We start from the raw sequence: 16,302 nt of genomic DNA on the forward strand, positions 1-16,302 counted from the left end.
GCAATGATAGTTTAATAAAACCCTACCACTCACCTTTACTTATCAGCTCTTCAAAAGTTTTTACATCTTTCAGTTTTAAAGTGTCAGGCAATGATACTTTATGTTCCATTAAATCCTTGTTGCCAATAACTTCTGGCGGTTTCATTTCAAAGCGTTCCCTGCCTACATAGCCCGCTTCTGTTACAGGACTTGTTCCTATCATATGATATAGTCTCCATCCTACTTGCCCATACCCTTTTTCAAAAACCCTTAACATCATGTTTCCGCCTACAATATCACCATCGCAATATCTCTTGCGATTAAGTTTAAAGCAAGGTAAATCATCTCTAAATGTTTGTTCTAATTTTTTATAATCATTTTCTAGCTTTTTTACTTGTGGTGAATCGGCTTTGTATATGAAACCGTTATGTTTAACAGCAAATATTTTTTCTATTTTATATATGGGTATTTGTATATCTTGCTTGATTATTTCGCCATTTTTTACTTGTTGTGCATTATGCACTTCTTTTGTAATTTTTACATTAAAGTCATCTTTTCCTCCGCCATTTACCGCGAAAGATTTGGTTTCACTAGAAACTTTTTCTAACAATTTTATTTTAGGGCAATAAATTTTCCAAAGATCGCCACTTCTTAATTGACCTTTTTTATAGTCAATTATATATACGCTCCCAAAGTAATAATCTTTTTGTGTTGCCGCCTTATAAGTTGCTGTTAAATCTTTGTCATCTAAAGACGAAAAAGACCTTTTGTTGAAGTTATCCCATAAGTAACCATTAGTCCTTATAAATGCCTTATCTACTCTCTCAAAACCAATGCAAGAATTTTCTTTTTGTTGCGCATATTCATCCATAAATAAAGCACAGCCATTAAATACTAATCCAAATATTATAGCCACTATAATGCTAAATCCTAACCTTCTCATTTTTCACCTCCATTTTTAGAATACAACACAGGATTTGCCATACCTTTTGTGCGGTAATGCTCGGGGATTCGCTTGTTTATAAAAAGTTCGCGAATCTCTTGCCTTGCGACTTCGCCGTTAAATTCATAGCGTCCTTTTAGGTTTGATTCTTGCCACTTTTCCACTTCAAAGACTTCTTTGACTATGCCATCCATCACGCATAGCACGAATCTATCTTTGGCTTTTTCTGGCGAGATTTTCCACGCATAGCGACAGGTTTCATAATAGCTTCCGCGCTCATCTAAAAATCTTTGCTTGATTTTAATCATAATAAAAGGCGGTTTGTCGCAATCGCTAAATTCCTCGCAAGAATACACTTTTTGCAAGGTTTCAGCCCTAGCAATACCATAATCATCGCTATCTGCGCCACTTTGCTCGTTTGTCAAAAACTCTAAACCATAAAAATCAATCAAAGTCGCTTCTACAACTTCGGCTTCTTTCGCGCTTAATCCGTGTCGCAAAATAAGGTGCATTACCTCTAAATTTTCTTGTTTGATTTGATTGATGATTTTGTGCTTATCTTTTTCGGCATTTTCGCCCATATTTTGCGCTTCTTTTATATGCTGAAAGATTCGATTGCCTTGCCCCTTGCCTATGTAAAAATATCGCCCATTGCGCGGGTCAATAAGCCCATAGACATAGTGCCCTAATTTCTCGCACACTTCATTGCTGAATCTATCGATTGTCATTTTTTGCTCCTTAAAATTAAATTTTTTGCCCCTTTTGATTTTGGGGCGAATCTTGCCTAACCGCCACCTTAAAAGGCGCAGAATCTTGCGTGAAAATCTAAATATTTATTTTCACGCCTTTTAGAAAAATGCAAAGAAATTGGGTAATTTGCGGAGAAAATCGCAATAATAAAAATCGTGGTGGTGAAAATCGTAGAAGTAAAAAGATGAAATTGCGCGAAGATTCGTAGAATCTAATTAAGTGTGTAGTTAAAAACGGGGGGGGGGGATTTGCCTAAAATGCCTAAAATGCGCTGAATCTTTGATTGAATCTTTTGCTAGATATTTGATAAATATTTCGCCAAATGCTTTGTGAAGTTTATCAAATATTTTGCTAAATGCCTTGCTAAATGCGCTCAAACTCTGCCCTTTTTTAAAAAAATGCGAAATTTTATAAAAAATAAACTTAAATAAAAATTGCTATGCGAGATTCGGCGAATTGGATTGCCACGAGAATTCGCATTCGCTCATTCTCTCGTAATGACGAAGTTCGTGGTAGATTCTGCGAATTTGCAAAATCTGCCTTTATTTTGTCATTGCGAGATTTGCGGATGCAAATCGTGGCAATCCAAAAAAAAACAAAAGAGATTTTTCGCTCACTCGCGCGAGAATGACAAGTTAAATAAGTTTCTACGCTTCACGCAAAAGCGCAAAATCTCAATACGCCTTGCTTCTATGCGTGATTTCAAGGCATAAAATTATCAAGACGCTATCGAGCTTTTTAAACTGCTTTTGCGCTTTTTCGTGCAGTTCAAGTTTCATAAGTTAATCTCTTTTTTAAAATCTTGCCACGACACGCTATTCTCGCCGCTCTCCAAATACTCTTTATACGCTATCTCGCCGCGCCTAGCGTCCTCCAAATCATCTAAATAATCCAAAATCATCTCTTTGATGAGATTTTCGCGCGAGAGATTGCGCTCTTTTGCGATGAGTGCGAGCGTTTCCTCCGCATCATTTGGCAAATCTATAACTACGCTCATTTTACGCCCCCTTAAAAAAATATGCGAATTATAGCATTAGATTCTTGCGAATTTCGTGTGATTTTCGCAGAATCTCGCAATGACTAATTTCGCAAAATCTGCCGTAAAAAATACCAAATTTCGCAGAATCTATCGCCCAAAAATCGCCTTTATAAATCGCTTGAATGCCCTTCGCAGTTCTTTTGCATTCGCTTTAATCGCCCTAAAATTCTCTCGCAGATTCTGCGAATATGAGATATTTTGCGGAGATTCTGCGATTTTGGGCGATTCTAAAAACTTTGGCGCATAAACTTCACCCGCCAAATCCGCCACATTTAGCACTTCGCATTGAAAAATCGAAGGCGTTTTTGTCTTAATCGCCTTTCGCAAATATGGCGGGATAAAATAAAATAGCGCGCCAAACCATCCATCCACCGCATAAATCGCGCATTCTTTTGGATAGTTTCTCGCCACCCACAAATACAGCTTTTGGTCATCATCCATTATTTGAAAGCTCACAAACGCGCGGAGTGCTTCTTTTAGGCGGGAGTTAAACTTCAACCACGCATTCCCCCCCCCCCCATAACATTGCCGATTAGAAAATGCTCCGTGCCGTGCGTTAAAATATGTGGCATTGTATGTGAATCAATCGCACCAAGCGAGAAAAGATGGATTTTATCCTCCGCCAAAGTCGCACAAATCGCAGAATCTGGCGCGAGTTCAAAGTCAAACTGCGTAGAATCTGTAAAATAAAATCCATTAAAGTTATATCCAAAGTCCAACCAAAGAAATACGCCGTCCCTAGATTCTGCGTGATTTCGCACAAAATCGCACACAAAAAACGACTTGCAATACATCAAATAATCATAATCCGCGCTCGTATGTGGCGGGTGCGTGGGGTCAAATCGCCCCTGCGTTTGATTAAATCTCGCAAATGTGCCCTTAATCGCCTCATAATCATCAATCGCAAAATCCAAAAGCGACTTTTTGATAATTTGCGTTTTACCCCCATTTCGCGCACTTCTCATCGCATAAATCTCATCTTCAATATCCAAATCCGTGTAAATCACAATGTCATTTTTGACCCCCGCCCAAAAGCCAAAAAATGCCAAATAATCCGCCGTTGTGCGCTTTGCTTTGTAAGATTGCGCGCTAGTTTTTGCCAAGTCTAATTGGTAATATGCCGTGATTATTGTCATTTTTGCGTTCATTTTGCCCCCAATTTTTCTTTTAATAGCTCATTTACCCTTGCGGGATTTGCGCCTTTGGCGTTTTTCATCACCTGCCCTACAAAAAAGCCAAAAAGTTTATCCTTGCCACTTTTATACTCCGCGACCTTATCGGCATTTGCGCTTAGCACGGATTCAATCGCGCCCAAAATCGCGCCATCGTCATTTACTTGCGCTAGCCCTAGCGATTGTATAAGGCTATCTACTTCTAGCTTTTTGCCACTCTCATCTACGCCCCGTTTTTCTACGAGCAAATCCAAAATCTGCTTGCCACTTTTGCCACTTATGGCGTTAGATTCTACGCTTTTTACCAGATTTGCCAAAGTAGCAGAATCCACCCCGCAAGTTTGCAGAGTATTCTCCCCCTTTAATCGCCCCAAAAGCTCATTGCCAAGCCACACAAACGCACCCTTGCCACTTGCACCATTTTTTATCATAGATTCAAAGTATTGCGCAAGTTCTAGCTCATTTGTCAGCATTTGCGCATCTTTTGGCTTCAATCCAAAGTCATTGATATATCGCGTGCGCTTCTCATCGGGCATTTCAGCGATTTGCTGTCCTTCGCGCATTAGATTTTCATCGATAAACACGGGGAGCAAATCAGGGTCTGGGAAATAGCGATAATCCGCCGCTTCCTCCTTGCCACGCATAGAGCGCGTCTGCCCCTTTTGCGTGTCAAATAGGCGCGTTTCTTGCACCACTTCGCTTTCATACTTGCCATCTTCCCACGCCTCTCTTTGCCTTTGCACCTCGTATTCAATCGCTTTTTGGATAAATCTAAATGAGTTTAGATTCTTAATCTCCACACGCGTATAGAGGTTAGAATCTCCACGCGGACGGATTGAGACATTGGCATCACAGCGGAAGCTCCCCTCCTGCATATTCGCATCGCTAATGCCTAAAAATCGCACGATTGAATGGAGTTTCTTTAAATATGCCACCGCTTCATCGCTACTGCGCATATCAGGCTCGCTTACGATTTCTAGCAATGGCGTGCAGGCGCGGTTTAAATCGACTTTTGAGTAGGTGCTTTCGTGGATATTTTTGCCCGCGTCTTCTTCTAAATGTGCGCGAGTTACACCGATAATTTTACGCATTGCGCCATCAGATTCAGAATCTAGCTCAATCTCAATTTCTCCCCGCCCCACGATTGGAATCTCATATTGGCTGATTTGATACGCCTTTGGCAAGTCGGGGTAAAAATAATTTTTTCGCGCAAAAATCGAGTTTTGGTTAATAACCGCATTTATCGCCGTGCCAAATTGAATCGCCTTTTTCACCGCCTCGCGGTTTAGCACGGGCAGTGCCCCGGGCAGTGCAAGGCAAGTGGGGCAGACATTTTTATTTGGCGTATCCCCAAAGCTTGTCGCACAACTACAAAAGATTTTGGTTTTGGTATTTAGCTGGACATGGACTTCTAGCCCGATAATCGTTTCAAATTCCATTGATTTTCCTTATCAAAAAAATAGCGAAATTATAGCGCAGAATCTGCGTTAGATTCTGCGATTTTGTTTAGATTCTGCCTCAAAAAAATAGCGCGATTATAGCAGGTTTTGCGCCAAAAATCACAAATTTATACAGCAGGTAGAATGTAGAGCGGTTCGCATTTGTCGCTAAAAATGCTTGAATCTAGCCTTTTGGGGAGCGTAAAGGCATTTTGGCGTTTGGATTCAAGCGTGGCGGTGCGAATCTCGCCATTTTCCTTAAAAAAGTGGATTTTGCCATAAGCGTTTATAAACTCACTATCGCTAAAATGAAACGAATCTGCGCAAAAAAGGCGTATTTTGCGATTTTGATTCACACTATTTCGCGCGATGATTAGGCTTTGCAAAAAAATATGCGTGAGTTTGAGCGCACTAAAATTGCCCGGTCCATTTGCATAATAAATATCAAAATCTTCGCCTATATCGCGCAAAATCTCGCCAAAAAGTTTTGGCAGAGTGTCGCTAAATTTGCCCTCTTTTGCAAAAGAGCGCGTTAGCATTTTGTCCTCATAAATGCCAAGCATTATGGGCGAATCCACGCTGATTAGCAATAAATCATAATGTTTATTTTTTTGCGCCAAAATCATTTGTCCTTCAAAAATGCAAAATTTCAAAGGCGAAATTGTAACATAAATCTACACAAATCAAAGGCGAATCGCGTTGCGAATCATCAAAATTTGATTGTGCCAGTCGATTCTAGCGGGATAATCCTATCGCCGTTGCCTTTATCGCTCACATAACTCTCGCGCAGTTTTTGGCAAAATTCGCCATCGCCCAATTTACTAGGATTAAAGTGCAAACTCCCCGTGCGCGTGTTTATCCAAAGCAATGGCAGTTTGCTTTCATTAAAACATAGCTTGTCCTTTGCGCCGTCTTTATAAATGGGATAAACGCCGTTATTTTCGTAATACCATCTATTGCTATCAAGTCCCGCGACGCTTATAATCCACTCGCCCCAGCCGCCTTTTAATCTTTTGCCTTTGCCCCACGCCATATTTGGGTCGGTTGGCTTTGCAACTTTTGGATTGATGTTATCTGCGAATATTTTTGCCACAATCGCCTTTTGCGCACTTGCCATATCGCTTCTAGCTACCGCCACCTGCGCATCGCCTCTTGTTGCTACAAATCTAGGCACGATGATTGCCGATAAGGGCAATAGCAAAACAATCGCAAATCCAATCAAATCCGATTTACCTAAAAATCGCTTTTGTCCGTCTTGTGCGGTTTTGAGCTTTGCCCTATTGTCAAGCACAATGCCAAGTGGCACTAAAAACCAATCCAAAAAATAAACAATGCCATATAAAATAGCATACACAATCCCCGCCTCCACACCAACGGCAAAAAACACCACTAACGCCCCGATTATCCCAAAAAGCTTGATAATCCCAAGCAAAATGCTAATAATCCCGCCTTTGTAAAACCTATCAATCCCAAATCCGCCCAAAAAGATTGTTAGGACAAAGCCTATCACGGGGGATTTTAGATTCGCCACGACTACTTTGACATTTTCGTTTTTTACATTTTCGCTCATTTTTCTCCCCCTTATTTTTCTAAAATTTCTTTGATTTGCTTGTAGCCGTATTTCTTTATCAAATCATCGGCTGAACGCCTAGTCTCCCCCGAAGTAGAGCACAGCGGACAAAGTATCTCATCGATATTTTCAAAATAGCCACCAATCCACTCTCTAACGCCCCATTTGTTAAATGGGTGTTCTTTGTCTTTTGCGTAGGTTTCGCTACCACCGATTGTCGTAAAAATCTTTTGGATTTTTGCGGTGCGTAAAATCTCGCTTAAATCCACGAATCTGCTCTCACTAGCGATAATGCTATCATCACTCGCGCTATCTTGCGGATTTTTGTAGCAATATCCCCAAATATCCCAAAGCGCGATACGATTCGACTTCAAAAACGCGATTTTGTCATCTTTTGACTTGCTCTTTAAATCGCTATCGCCAAACAACGCACCCAAAATATCCCAAAATCGATTTTTTAAATCACCATAATAAAATCCCGCTTCTATCGAGCTTTTGGGCGGAAATGAGCCCAAAATCAGCACCTTTGAATCGCTCTCAAACACAGGCGCAAATGGGTGCTTTTGTGCTTTTGTATTCATTTTTTATCCTTTTTTGTTAAATTTTTGCTTGCTAAAAATCATAGATTCTGCGAATAAAAGCGCAGAATCTACGCAGAATCTTTGCGCAAAAATCTAAATATTTATTTTCACGCCTTTTAGAAAAATGCAAAGAAATTGCGTAATTTGCGGAGAAAATCGCAAGAATAAAAATCGTGGTAGTGAAAAGATGAAATTGCGCGAAGATTCGCAGAATCTAATTAAGTGTGTAGTTAAAAACGGGGGGGGGGGATTTGCCTAAAATGCCTTGCAATGAGTGCTTTGTGAAGTTCGCTAAATATCTTGCCAAATGTCTTGCTAAATGCGCTCAAATCTTGCCCTTTTAAAAAAATGCGAAATTTTATAAAAAATAAACTTAAAGAAAAATGCTGTGAGATTCTGCGAAAAAATATTAGATTCACGCGAATCGCAAAAAACGCAGAATCTAAAAACGCCCCACGCAGTCATTGCGAGATTCTGCGATTTTCGTGCGAGATTCTGCGATTCGCCTTCACAATGATTTGATTTATCCTAACGATTCATATTGCTTTATCAGCGTTGATTCGAGTGTGGATTCGTCTAAATGCGGGATTTTGCCAAATTGTGTGCGATTAAATGTCCGCTGTCGCTTTGCCAAAGCCAAAGTATTTTTGATAATCGCGCATTTTGCTTCATCTTGCGTGATTTTGCCATCTAAAAATGGCAAAATTTCTTTGATACCGATTGCTTTTAGTGCCTGTGAATGTGAGAAATTGTCGCGCAAACTTCGCACTTCGCTTACTAATCCCGCGCGAAACATTCGCTCTGTGCGCGTTTGTATGTCATCTCTCAAAATTTCACGCGCCTTTATTAGCTCAAAGATTTTTATCTCACAAGGTAGTTTTTGGCGCGGATTTTGCGCAAAAAACGCGCTTGGAGCTTGGCGCGTAGCAAAATAAATCTGCAAACCTTTTGCGATTCTAAATCTATCATTTGGGCTAATTTTATCAGCAAAATCTCTGTCGATTTCGCGCAAAAGTGCGTAAGATTTCGCCCTATTTTGCGACATTTTTGCGATGAATCGCTCTGCGATTTCGCTTACCTTTGGTGCGATTGACAAGCCATCGATTATGCTTTTTAGATAAAAGCTACTACCGCCTACGATTAGCAATTTTTGGGGATTTTCGCGCTCCAAAACTTCGCACAATAGCTTTAAAAAAATCCCCGCGTTGCATTTTTCGCTTGGATTTAGCACATTTATGCCATAGTGGCAAATCTCGCGCAATTCCGCTACGCTGGGCTTTGCGGAGGCAATGTCTATGCCTTTATAAATGCTAAGTGAATCTAGCGAAAAGATTTTTAAGTCAAATTTTCGCGCTAGGCGAATGGCTAACGCGCTTTTGCCACTTGCCGTAGTGCCTATTATTGCGGGGATTGCGTGAAATTTTTTTGTCAAATGCTATTTGCTTTTTTGTTTGCAGCGTGAATTGCGTCCATAAATGCGCTACGAACGCCCCTATTTTCCAAAATCGCTAACGCCTCAGCTGTGGTCCCAGCGGGGCTTGTGGTATCAGTGCGAATCCTCTGCGCCTCTTGCTTCATAAAAAGTGCGCTAAATCCGCTAAAAAGCCCACGCGTTAATTCTTTGCTAACCTCCAAACTCAACCCTTCGCGCACTCCGGCATCAATCATTGCCTCCGCGACTAATCCCAAATACGCCGTCCCACTGCCAGAAATCGCGCCCGATGGATTGATATATCTCTCTTTATCCACAAAAATGCACTTGCCAAGCGGGGCAAAAATGGATTCGCATTCGCTTTGAATCTGCTCTAAATTTTTGCTTTTGGATTCGGCGGATTCGCCACTAGATTCGCACGATTTGGCATAAATCACGCTTACGCCCATTGCCACAAGCGAAGCGACATTTGGCATTACGCGCACAAAAATCCCAGCCTCCGCGCATTTTTGCAGTCGCTCTATGCTAATCCCAGCCATTATGCTATAAATCGCGTGTGCCTTGCCTGTATAGCGGAACGAATCTAGCGCATAAGGTTTGATTGCCAAAATCACGCGCTTATTTGCAATGTCAATCGCACTTGATTCGGCGCAAGGCGTAATTTTGGCATTTTGCAAGGCGTTTTCGCGGATAAATCGCTCCAATTTTTGGGCATTGCGCCCGATGATTTCAAATGCGAATCTACCATTTAGCCCACACGCGATTGCCTTTGCCATTTTGCCATAGCCGATGATTGAGATTTTTTGCATTGATTTGCCTTTTATTTTGTGCGATTCGCGCTTGAATCGCCACTAGATTCGCCCGAATTATCTCTTTTTAAAAATGTCGCTATTGGCTCAGCAATGCTATAATGCGGATATTTTGGCGCGTCCAACACCACTTGCGCCATTGTTTTATTATCAAAGTTAAATACGATAGGCGCGATAAAATTGATTGTCGAATCGGTGATTTCCTTATAAACCACCATAATATTTGCGATGAGAATATCTTGCGTTTTGCCCTCTTGTAAGTCAAGCAAAACTTGAATAGCACTAGGAATCTCAAAGCTATATTTATCCCAAAGCGCAAATGGATTTACGAGCGTAAAGCAGGGCGTTGGCGCATCGGCGTTGCTTAATTTCAAAAAAATATCATCGATTTTTGTAAGCTTCATTTTGGTAACTTCTTCAAAGCCTAAAATGGGCGATTTTACGATAAATTCTCTTGTTTCCATTGCGCGTCCTCTTAATTTATGATTCGATAGCTTAATGCTTCCAATAAATGCTCTTTTTTAATCTCTTTGCCGTTTTCACAATCTTTCGTTTCCAAATCGGCAATCGTTCGCGCGACTTTTAGAATCTTTTGTCGCCCACGATAACTCAATCCATATCGTTGCGTAGCCAAATCTAGCAATTCTGCCTCCGCATTTTTTAAAGCGCAAAATCGCTCAATCTCGCTATCATCTAATTTGCCATTTAACTTGCGCTGTCCGCGTGAAATCTGCGCTTTAAACGCAACTAGCACTTGTGCGAAAAGCTCCGCTGAACTCACGCGTTCTTCGCTTTTGCTCTCGTCCATTTTGATAAAAATATCAATCCTATCGCGCAGTGGTTCGCTTAATTTGTTGCGATATTTGCGAATCTCCATATCCTTGCAACGACATTCTTTGGTAAGGCTGTAAAGATTCCCGCACGGGCAGGGATTCATCGCGCCGATAAATAACACAGAGGCGGGATAAGTTACCTTAATATTCACACGCGAAATGCTTAATTCATCGTTTTCTAGCGGTTCGCGCAATGATTCTAATGCGGTTTTTTGAAAATTTAGCAATTCATCAAAAAACAAAATGCCATTATGCGCTAGTGAAATCTCGCCCGGTTTGGCGTCATTTTGAATGACAGAGCCTAAAATGGAGGCATTTGAGCTACTTTGATGAGGATTGCGAAATGGGCGAAGCGCAGTGTAAGAGTTTTCGGCATTATTTAACGCGCTAATACTAGCACACTCGCACATTTCAGCAAAGCTAATGGGAGGCAAAATGTAGCGCATTCGTTTGGCTATCATTGACTTGCCACAGCCCGGGCTGCCTTCAAAGATGATATTGTGAAATCCCGCAGCTGCGATTAGCGCGGCTCTTTTGGCGACAATCTGCCCTTTGACATCGCTAAAATCCATTGCAAACGATTCATCATAATAATATTTTTCGCCCTTAATTTCGACATTTTTAAAGCTAAATTCGTATTGTTTTGCTTTATTCGTGGGATTTTTTAGGATTGCGATTGCCTCCATCAAATCACTTGCATAATAAATATTTAGATTTGGTATGTTTGAGTAGAGTTTTTCGCCCTCTTTTGGGAGTAAAACATTGCTTTTTGGGTAGGATTTGGATATTTCAAGCAAAAGCGGATAAATCGCATTTGTGTTTTTGATATAGCCATCTAATCCCAATTCGCCAAAGGCAAACCAATTTTTTAAATCCACTTCTTGCTTTTGGAGTGCGACTAAAAGGGCGATGGGCAAGTCAAAATGACTGCCATTTTTGGATAAATCCGATGGCGATAGATTTATGGTGATTTTAAAATTTAGCGTTTGAAAGTTGTTGTGTGCTAACGCGCCTTGCACTCGTTGCTTTGCCTCTTGAATCGCGCTCCCAGCCAAACCGCTAATCACAAAGCTAGGCAGTCCGCGCGAAAATGTCGCTTCTACTTGAATCACCTTTGCGCCAACGCCGTAAGCTGTGGCACAAAGCAGCTTTTTTACCATTAGGATTTGCCCTTTGAATCGCTCTTTTTGGTGCGATTAGATTCGTGCGAATCGCCCTTTGAATCGCTTTTTAAATCACCTTTTTTGGCGTGAATCTTTGCCTTTTTTTCATAAAAATCCTTTGCTTTGTAAATCTTTGGCGGTTTGTGGAGTAATTTTAACTCATAAGATTCGCGGAAATCCTCGCTCATTTCGGGCAAATGAACGCTTTGGAATCCCTCTTTTTGCAATCTTTTGTATTCTTTTTCAAACTTTTTGCGCTTCAAAATCGATAGCTTATCCACAAAAAGCACACCATTTAAATGGTCAATTTCGTGCTGAATTGCAACAGCCAAATAATCCTCCGCCTCTAAAATCCACTCAACGCCGTATCTATCGCAATATTTTAAGACAATATTGCTAAATCGTTGCACCATTTCAAAAAAGTTTGGCACACTCAAACAGCCCTCTTGAAATAAAATTTCGCCCTTTGCCTCCAAAATCTCTGGGTTTATGATTTCAAGCAAATCATCTTTATGAAACTCTTTATCCTCGCGTGGCAGGTTGATTACAAGCATTCGTTTGGCGATGCCTACTTGAATCGCAGCCAAACCCACGCCACCTTTTTCTAACATCGTCTCATACATATTGTCTAAAATTTCGTGCAGATTCGCGTCAAAATTTTCAACAATCTTTGATTTTTGGCGCAACCGCGAATCTGGGTAAGTTACGATTTCTAAAAGCATTTAAATCCTTGCGAATCTTTAAAAAAATTGCGCGATTCTACTATAAAATTTAAAAATTTCACAAATATTTCACTTTTAGCACATAAAATTTCATCGCTTTTTTAAGCTAAATCTTAAATTTTAAAAGGAGAAACAATGAAAAAGTTGTTTTTGTTAGTAGCATTTTTGGGCGTGGCGTTGGCGGATATGGTAGTCCCTGCGACTAATTTACCGCCAAATGCGCAAAGTTTCATCACCCAAAATTTCAAAGGCGCGAACATAATGTATGTGAAAATGGACTACGATGAGTTTGAGGCAATGCTAAGCAATGGCGTCCAAATCGAGTTTTTCACAAATGGCGAATGGAAGGAAATCAAAAGCTATATGGGCGTGAATCCCGCTTTGCTCCCCGCACCTGTGGCAGCAGGAATCGCAAAATCCTTTGCTGGTGCGCAAATCATCAAAGTAAAAAAAGAGTGGAATAACTTTGAAGTCAAATTAGCAAACCGCATAAAAGCCTACTTTGACGCGAATGGGAATTTGATGGGACAGAAATATGATGATTAGGTAAAATGCGTTTGTCTTTTAGTGATAAATCGGGGAGACTTGCAACTCGCTTCGTCAATCCGTAGGATTTGCGAGCGAAGCGAAGCAACCATTGACGCAAAGTCCTATTTCCTCGCTCGTGGCTTCGCAACCCCGATTTCTCATCTAAAATACTTCCGCATTCTGCGTTAGATTCTGCGATTATTTTATATTTTGCGAATCTAAAATATTTCACATTCTGCATTAGATTCTGCGAATTTTACCAAATTCGCAGAATCTAATGCAGAATCTCGCAAAATTTTTATATAATCCACTTCATTTTAATTTACAAAGGACAAATATGAAAATGGCAAATATCAGCGATATCGTGGCGTTTTTTGATAAAAATTTCACGGGATTTTTGGCGACAAAGGGGACTTGCGGAAATCCGCGCATTCGCCCGATGCAAAGCGCACTTGTTTATAAAAACAAAATCTATTTTTGCACTTCAAAGCGTAAAAATTTATACAAGCACATTCAAAATCATAACGGCGTAGAATACTGCTCGTGCGCGGATGATGGGGCGTTTTTGCGACTTCGTGGGGAGGCAAAAATAGTCGATGATTTGGACGCGAAAAATGCAATGTTTGAAAAATATCCATCGGTAAAAGAGAAATATAAAAGCGCGGAAAATGCGGACTTTGCGGTGTTTTATTTAGAAAATATCAGCGCGCAATGGCAAAGAGATGGCGAAGTGATAAATTTTAAGGGGTAGATTCTGCGATTTTGTGTAGATTCTGCAATTTTGGGGCGATTTTGATTTAGATTCTGCAATTTTCGTGTGAATCGCAGAATCTAATGGATTGCCACGATTTTGCTTCGCAAAATCTCGCAATGACGAAATTTAGCGCAGATTCTGCAAATTTTAAATAATTTAGAGCGCAGATTCTGCGATTTGATATAAAAAACGCAGAATCTCCCCAAATTTTGCAGAATCTAAACGCAGAATCTAAATATCCAAATTTTTGACTTCTTTGGCGTGTGCTTGTATAAAATTTCGGCGCGGTTCGACTTCGCTTCCCATAAATAAGCGAATCTTATCCTCACTCTCCACCTCATCGCCGATTTGGACGCGAAGTAAAGTGCGATTTTCCTTTGTCATCGTAGTCTCCCAAAGTTGCTCGGGATTCATCTCGCCTAGCCCCTTATATCGTTGAATCGTTGCGCCTTTTTTCGCGCTATTTTCGATTTCCTCTAAAAATTCGATTATGTCGCGATTCGCCAAAAATTCCAAATCTCTATCTTTGATTTGCCCATAGATTTTTTGCGCATCTAAAAAATACTTGTCGTCAAACAAATCATAGCTGATTTTTAGCTCATTTAGCCCTAATTTTGTCTGCACATAAAGCATAATGTAAGATTCGCCTTGCATTTTGTTTAAAATATTGCAATTAGATTCGCCTAAAAATTTCTCCACACGCGCGGACAAATCGCCCAAACTCAAATCTCTCAATCCATCATTTTCGATAAAAAAGCGCAAAATATTGCTTGAAAAATACAGCTTTTCTAATCGCTTCAAAATCGCGCGATAATGCGAAATATTTTTCAAAATATCAATTAGCTCGACATTGCCAATGCCCTCAAAGTTGAAATTTTCAATGCCATTTTCGATGAGAAATGAGCTCAAATGTCGCTCATCTTTCAAATAAATGGATTTTTTGCCCTTTTTAAAAAGATAAAGCGGCGGTTGCGCGATATAAATATGCCCATTGTCAATCAGCGGACGCAAATATTTGTAAAAAAATGTGAGAAGTAGCGTCTGTATGTGGCTACCATCGACATCTGCGTCCGTCATTAAGATGATTTTGTGGTAGCGGAGCTTCGCCAAATCAAATTCATTGTCAATGCCACAGCCAAAGGCGGTAATCATATTGATGATTTCATCGGTTTTTAGGATTTTGTTAATATTGCTTTTTTCAACATTTAAAATCTTACCGCGCAGTGGCAAAATCGCTTGATAAGCCCTATCTCTGCCTGTTTTCGCGCTTCCCCCAGCCGAATCGCCCTCTACTAAAAAAATTTCAGAGATTGTCGGGTCTTTGCTTTGACAATCTGCTAATTTGCCCGGCAAAGTCCCAAAGCTATTTACTTCTTTGCGTGTGAGTTCTCTTGCCCTTTTTGCTGCTTCTCTCCCTTTTGCCGCTAAAAGTGCCTTTTGAATAATCGCCTTTGCGTCATTTGGATTTTCCTCAAAAAATTTAGAGATTTTTTCATAAGTTAGCCGTTGCACGATATTTCGCACAAATGAATTGCCTAATTTGCCCTTTGTTTGCCCCTCAAATTGCGGGTCCATAACTCGGGCTGATACCACAGCCACAAGCCCCTCACGGACATCATCGCCTTGAATTTTAGAGTCTTTTTCTTTGCTATTTAGATTTATGTAGTTCATAATCGCACGGCTAAGTCCCATTCTAAACCCTGCTTCGTGTGTCCCGCCCTCGATTGTGCGGATATTATTCACAAAGCTTAACAATTTTTCGCTATATGAGCTATTGTAAGCTAATGCGATGTCAATCTCTACTTCATTGCCCTTTTCGCCGTCTTTGTCGCTAAAAAAGATGACTTGTGAGATTAACTCATTGTTATTCAAATCCTCTACAAATTGCTTTAATCCGCCCTCAAAGTGAAATTTTTCGCTTCGCCCCGCAATCTCATCGCTAAAATTTATCTCAATATTTTTGTTTAAATACGCCATTTCTTTGAATCTATTGCATAAAATATCACTATCAAATGTCGTAATCTCCATTATTTCGCCATCAGGGAAAAATTCGATTGTCGTGCCGTTTTTAGTCGAATCGCCGATGATTTCAAGTGGTGTTTGTGGGATTCCTTTGGCAAACTCTTGGCGGTAGATTTTGCCATTTTTGTGAATTGTCATAATGAGCTTTTTGCTAAGCGCATTTACCACGCTAACGCCCACGCCGTGAAGTCCGCCAGAGACTTTGTAAGTGTCTTTGTCAAATTTGCCCCCAGCGTGAAGCACGGTTAGCACAACGGTTGCAGCGGGGAGATTTTCGCCCTCGTGCATATCAACGGGGATTCCGCGCCCATTATCCTCGACTATGACACTACCATCTTTTGTAAGAGTGATATTGATTTTATTGCAAAATCCCGCCATCGCTTCATCGATAGAGTTATCCACCACTTCATAAACCATATGATGAAGTCCGTTGATATTCGTATCGCCGATATACATTCCCGGGCGTTTTCTAACCGCTTCTAAACCCTTTAAAACCTTAATATTTTTTGAGCTGTATTCATTCATCTTTGCAAAGTCCTTTAAAAATATTTAGATTCTGCGATTTA

At 40.5% G+C, this 16,302-nt stretch carries 21 protein-coding genes and 1 pseudogene; 4 read left to right on the forward strand and 18 right to left on the reverse strand.

Annotated elements, in window-relative coordinates:
- Positions 1 to 22: 22 nt before the first annotated feature.
- The 3 genes from ACWIUE_RS06245 to ACWIUE_RS06255 form a co-directional block, all read right to left on the reverse strand.
- Complete coding sequence (locus tag ACWIUE_RS06245; RefSeq protein WP_454135837.1) at positions 23 to 922, reverse strand: hypothetical protein; 900 nt, start codon at positions 920 to 922, stop codon at positions 23 to 25.
- Entirely contained in the window at positions 919 to 1,650 is a 732-nt protein-coding gene (locus tag ACWIUE_RS06250) for an LEM-3-like GIY-YIG domain-containing protein (protein ID WP_454135839.1), read from the reverse strand. The genes ACWIUE_RS06245 and ACWIUE_RS06250 overlap by 4 nt, the downstream gene beginning before the upstream one ends.
- Before the next feature lie 249 nt (positions 1,651 to 1,899).
- A complete protein-coding gene (locus ACWIUE_RS06255) occupies positions 1,900 to 2,049 on the reverse strand; it encodes a hypothetical protein (protein ID WP_454135841.1) in 150 nt (49 codons plus the stop codon).
- Positions 2,050 to 2,133: 84 nt separating this feature from the next.
- Here ACWIUE_RS06255 and ACWIUE_RS06260 point away from each other — a divergent pair, with 84 nt between their 5' ends.
- On the forward strand, positions 2,134 to 2,385 hold the full coding sequence (locus ACWIUE_RS06260; RefSeq protein WP_454135842.1) for a hypothetical protein: 252 nt from the start codon (positions 2,134 to 2,136) through the stop codon (positions 2,383 to 2,385).
- A 62-nt stretch (positions 2,386 to 2,447) separates the two neighbouring features.
- On the opposite strand, the gene ACWIUE_RS06265 is transcribed toward ACWIUE_RS06260, so the two are convergent.
- The 7 genes from ACWIUE_RS06265 to ACWIUE_RS06295 all read right to left on the reverse strand — a co-directional run bounded on the left by ACWIUE_RS06265 (position 2,448) and on the right by ACWIUE_RS06295 (position 7,473).
- Positions 2,448 to 2,669: a DUF6290 family protein gene (locus ACWIUE_RS06265; protein ID WP_454135844.1), complete on the reverse strand. Its 222-nt coding sequence runs from the start codon at positions 2,667 to 2,669 to the stop codon at positions 2,448 to 2,450.
- A 129-nt stretch (positions 2,670 to 2,798) separates the two neighbouring features.
- Positions 2,799 to 3,209, reverse strand: coding sequence for a hypothetical protein (locus ACWIUE_RS06270; RefSeq protein ID WP_454135846.1), 411 nt, complete (start codon positions 3,207 to 3,209; stop codon positions 2,799 to 2,801).
- The gene (locus ACWIUE_RS06275; protein WP_454135848.1) at positions 3,206 to 3,859 is read right to left on the reverse strand and encodes a WlaTC/HtrL family glycosyltransferase; all 654 of its coding nucleotides are present in this window, start codon (positions 3,857 to 3,859) and stop codon (positions 3,206 to 3,208) included. Before ACWIUE_RS06275 ends, ACWIUE_RS06270 begins: the two co-directional genes overlap by 4 nt.
- Positions 3,856 to 5,322, reverse strand: coding sequence for an Asp-tRNA(Asn)/Glu-tRNA(Gln) amidotransferase subunit GatB (gene gatB, locus ACWIUE_RS06280; RefSeq protein ID WP_454135850.1), 1,467 nt, complete (start codon positions 5,320 to 5,322; stop codon positions 3,856 to 3,858). The genes ACWIUE_RS06275 and gatB overlap by 4 nt, the downstream gene beginning before the upstream one ends.
- A gap of 128 nt (positions 5,323 to 5,450) precedes the next feature.
- The gene (locus tag ACWIUE_RS06285) at positions 5,451 to 5,948 is read right to left on the reverse strand and encodes a hypothetical protein (RefSeq protein ID WP_454135852.1); all 498 of its coding nucleotides are present in this window, start codon (positions 5,946 to 5,948) and stop codon (positions 5,451 to 5,453) included.
- 83 nt (positions 5,949 to 6,031) lie between these two features.
- Positions 6,032 to 6,892 (reverse strand): hypothetical protein, encoded by an 861-nt coding sequence (locus ACWIUE_RS06290; RefSeq protein WP_454135853.1) that lies wholly within the window; start codon positions 6,890 to 6,892, stop codon positions 6,032 to 6,034.
- Positions 6,893 to 6,903: 11 nt separating this feature from the next.
- Entirely contained in the window at positions 6,904 to 7,473 is a 570-nt protein-coding gene (locus tag ACWIUE_RS06295; protein ID WP_454135855.1) for a uracil-DNA glycosylase family protein, read from the reverse strand.
- A gap of 348 nt (positions 7,474 to 7,821) precedes the next feature.
- Between ACWIUE_RS06295 and ACWIUE_RS06300 the strand changes: the two genes are divergently transcribed.
- Complete coding sequence (locus ACWIUE_RS06300) at positions 7,822 to 7,995, forward strand: hypothetical protein (RefSeq protein WP_454135857.1); 174 nt, start codon at positions 7,822 to 7,824, stop codon at positions 7,993 to 7,995.
- A 1-nt stretch (position 7,996) separates the two neighbouring features.
- Here the strand turns inward: ACWIUE_RS06300 and miaA are convergent, their stop codons facing one another.
- From miaA to def, 5 genes and pseudogenes are all read right to left on the reverse strand, one after another.
- A complete protein-coding gene (miaA, locus tag ACWIUE_RS06305; RefSeq protein WP_454135859.1) occupies positions 7,997 to 8,905 on the reverse strand; it encodes a tRNA (adenosine(37)-N6)-dimethylallyltransferase MiaA in 909 nt (302 codons plus the stop codon).
- Positions 8,902 to 9,714 (reverse strand): pyrroline-5-carboxylate reductase, encoded by an 813-nt coding sequence (locus tag ACWIUE_RS06310; RefSeq protein ID WP_454135861.1) that lies wholly within the window; start codon positions 9,712 to 9,714, stop codon positions 8,902 to 8,904. The genes miaA and ACWIUE_RS06310 overlap by 4 nt, the downstream gene beginning before the upstream one ends.
- Positions 9,715 to 9,725: 11 nt before the next feature.
- A complete protein-coding gene (gene fliW / locus ACWIUE_RS06315) occupies positions 9,726 to 10,178 on the reverse strand; it encodes a flagellar assembly protein FliW (protein WP_454135863.1) in 453 nt (150 codons plus the stop codon).
- An 11-nt stretch (positions 10,179 to 10,189) separates the two neighbouring features.
- Positions 10,190 to 11,707 (reverse strand): YifB family Mg chelatase-like AAA ATPase, encoded by a 1,518-nt coding sequence (locus ACWIUE_RS06320; protein ID WP_454135865.1) that lies wholly within the window; start codon positions 11,705 to 11,707, stop codon positions 10,190 to 10,192.
- Positions 11,708 to 11,925: 218 nt separating this feature from the next.
- A pseudogene (gene def / locus ACWIUE_RS06325) lies at positions 11,926 to 12,432 on the reverse strand (peptide deformylase); the annotation flags it as partial.
- Between the two features lie 135 nt (positions 12,433 to 12,567).
- Between def and ACWIUE_RS06330 the strand changes: the two are divergent.
- Positions 12,568 to 12,978 (forward strand): PepSY-like domain-containing protein, encoded by a 411-nt coding sequence (locus tag ACWIUE_RS06330; protein ID WP_454135867.1) that lies wholly within the window; start codon positions 12,568 to 12,570, stop codon positions 12,976 to 12,978.
- On the opposite strand, the gene ACWIUE_RS06335 is transcribed toward ACWIUE_RS06330, so the two are convergent.
- Positions 12,905 to 13,201 (reverse strand): hypothetical protein, encoded by a 297-nt coding sequence (locus ACWIUE_RS06335; RefSeq protein ID WP_454135869.1) that lies wholly within the window; start codon positions 13,199 to 13,201, stop codon positions 12,905 to 12,907. The two genes, ACWIUE_RS06330 and ACWIUE_RS06335, sit on opposite strands and share 74 nt — an antisense overlap.
- Before the next feature lie 102 nt (positions 13,202 to 13,303).
- On the opposite strand from ACWIUE_RS06335, the gene ACWIUE_RS06340 reads away from it, so the two are divergent.
- Positions 13,304 to 13,711, forward strand: a complete 408-nt coding sequence (locus ACWIUE_RS06340) for a pyridoxamine 5'-phosphate oxidase family protein (protein ID WP_454135988.1) — start codon at positions 13,304 to 13,306, stop codon at positions 13,709 to 13,711.
- Here the strand turns inward: ACWIUE_RS06340 and ACWIUE_RS06345 are convergent.
- The gene (locus ACWIUE_RS06345) at positions 13,652 to 13,831 is read right to left on the reverse strand and encodes a hypothetical protein (RefSeq protein ID WP_454135870.1); all 180 of its coding nucleotides are present in this window, start codon (positions 13,829 to 13,831) and stop codon (positions 13,652 to 13,654) included. The genes ACWIUE_RS06340 and ACWIUE_RS06345 overlap by 60 nt on opposite strands.
- Before the next feature lie 114 nt (positions 13,832 to 13,945).
- Complete coding sequence (gene gyrB / locus ACWIUE_RS06350) at positions 13,946 to 16,261, reverse strand: DNA topoisomerase (ATP-hydrolyzing) subunit B (RefSeq protein ID WP_454135871.1); 2,316 nt, start codon at positions 16,259 to 16,261, stop codon at positions 13,946 to 13,948.
- Between the last annotated feature and the right edge of the window lie 41 nt (positions 16,262 to 16,302).

It is taken from the genome of Helicobacter sp. 23-1045 (assembly GCF_053654655.1).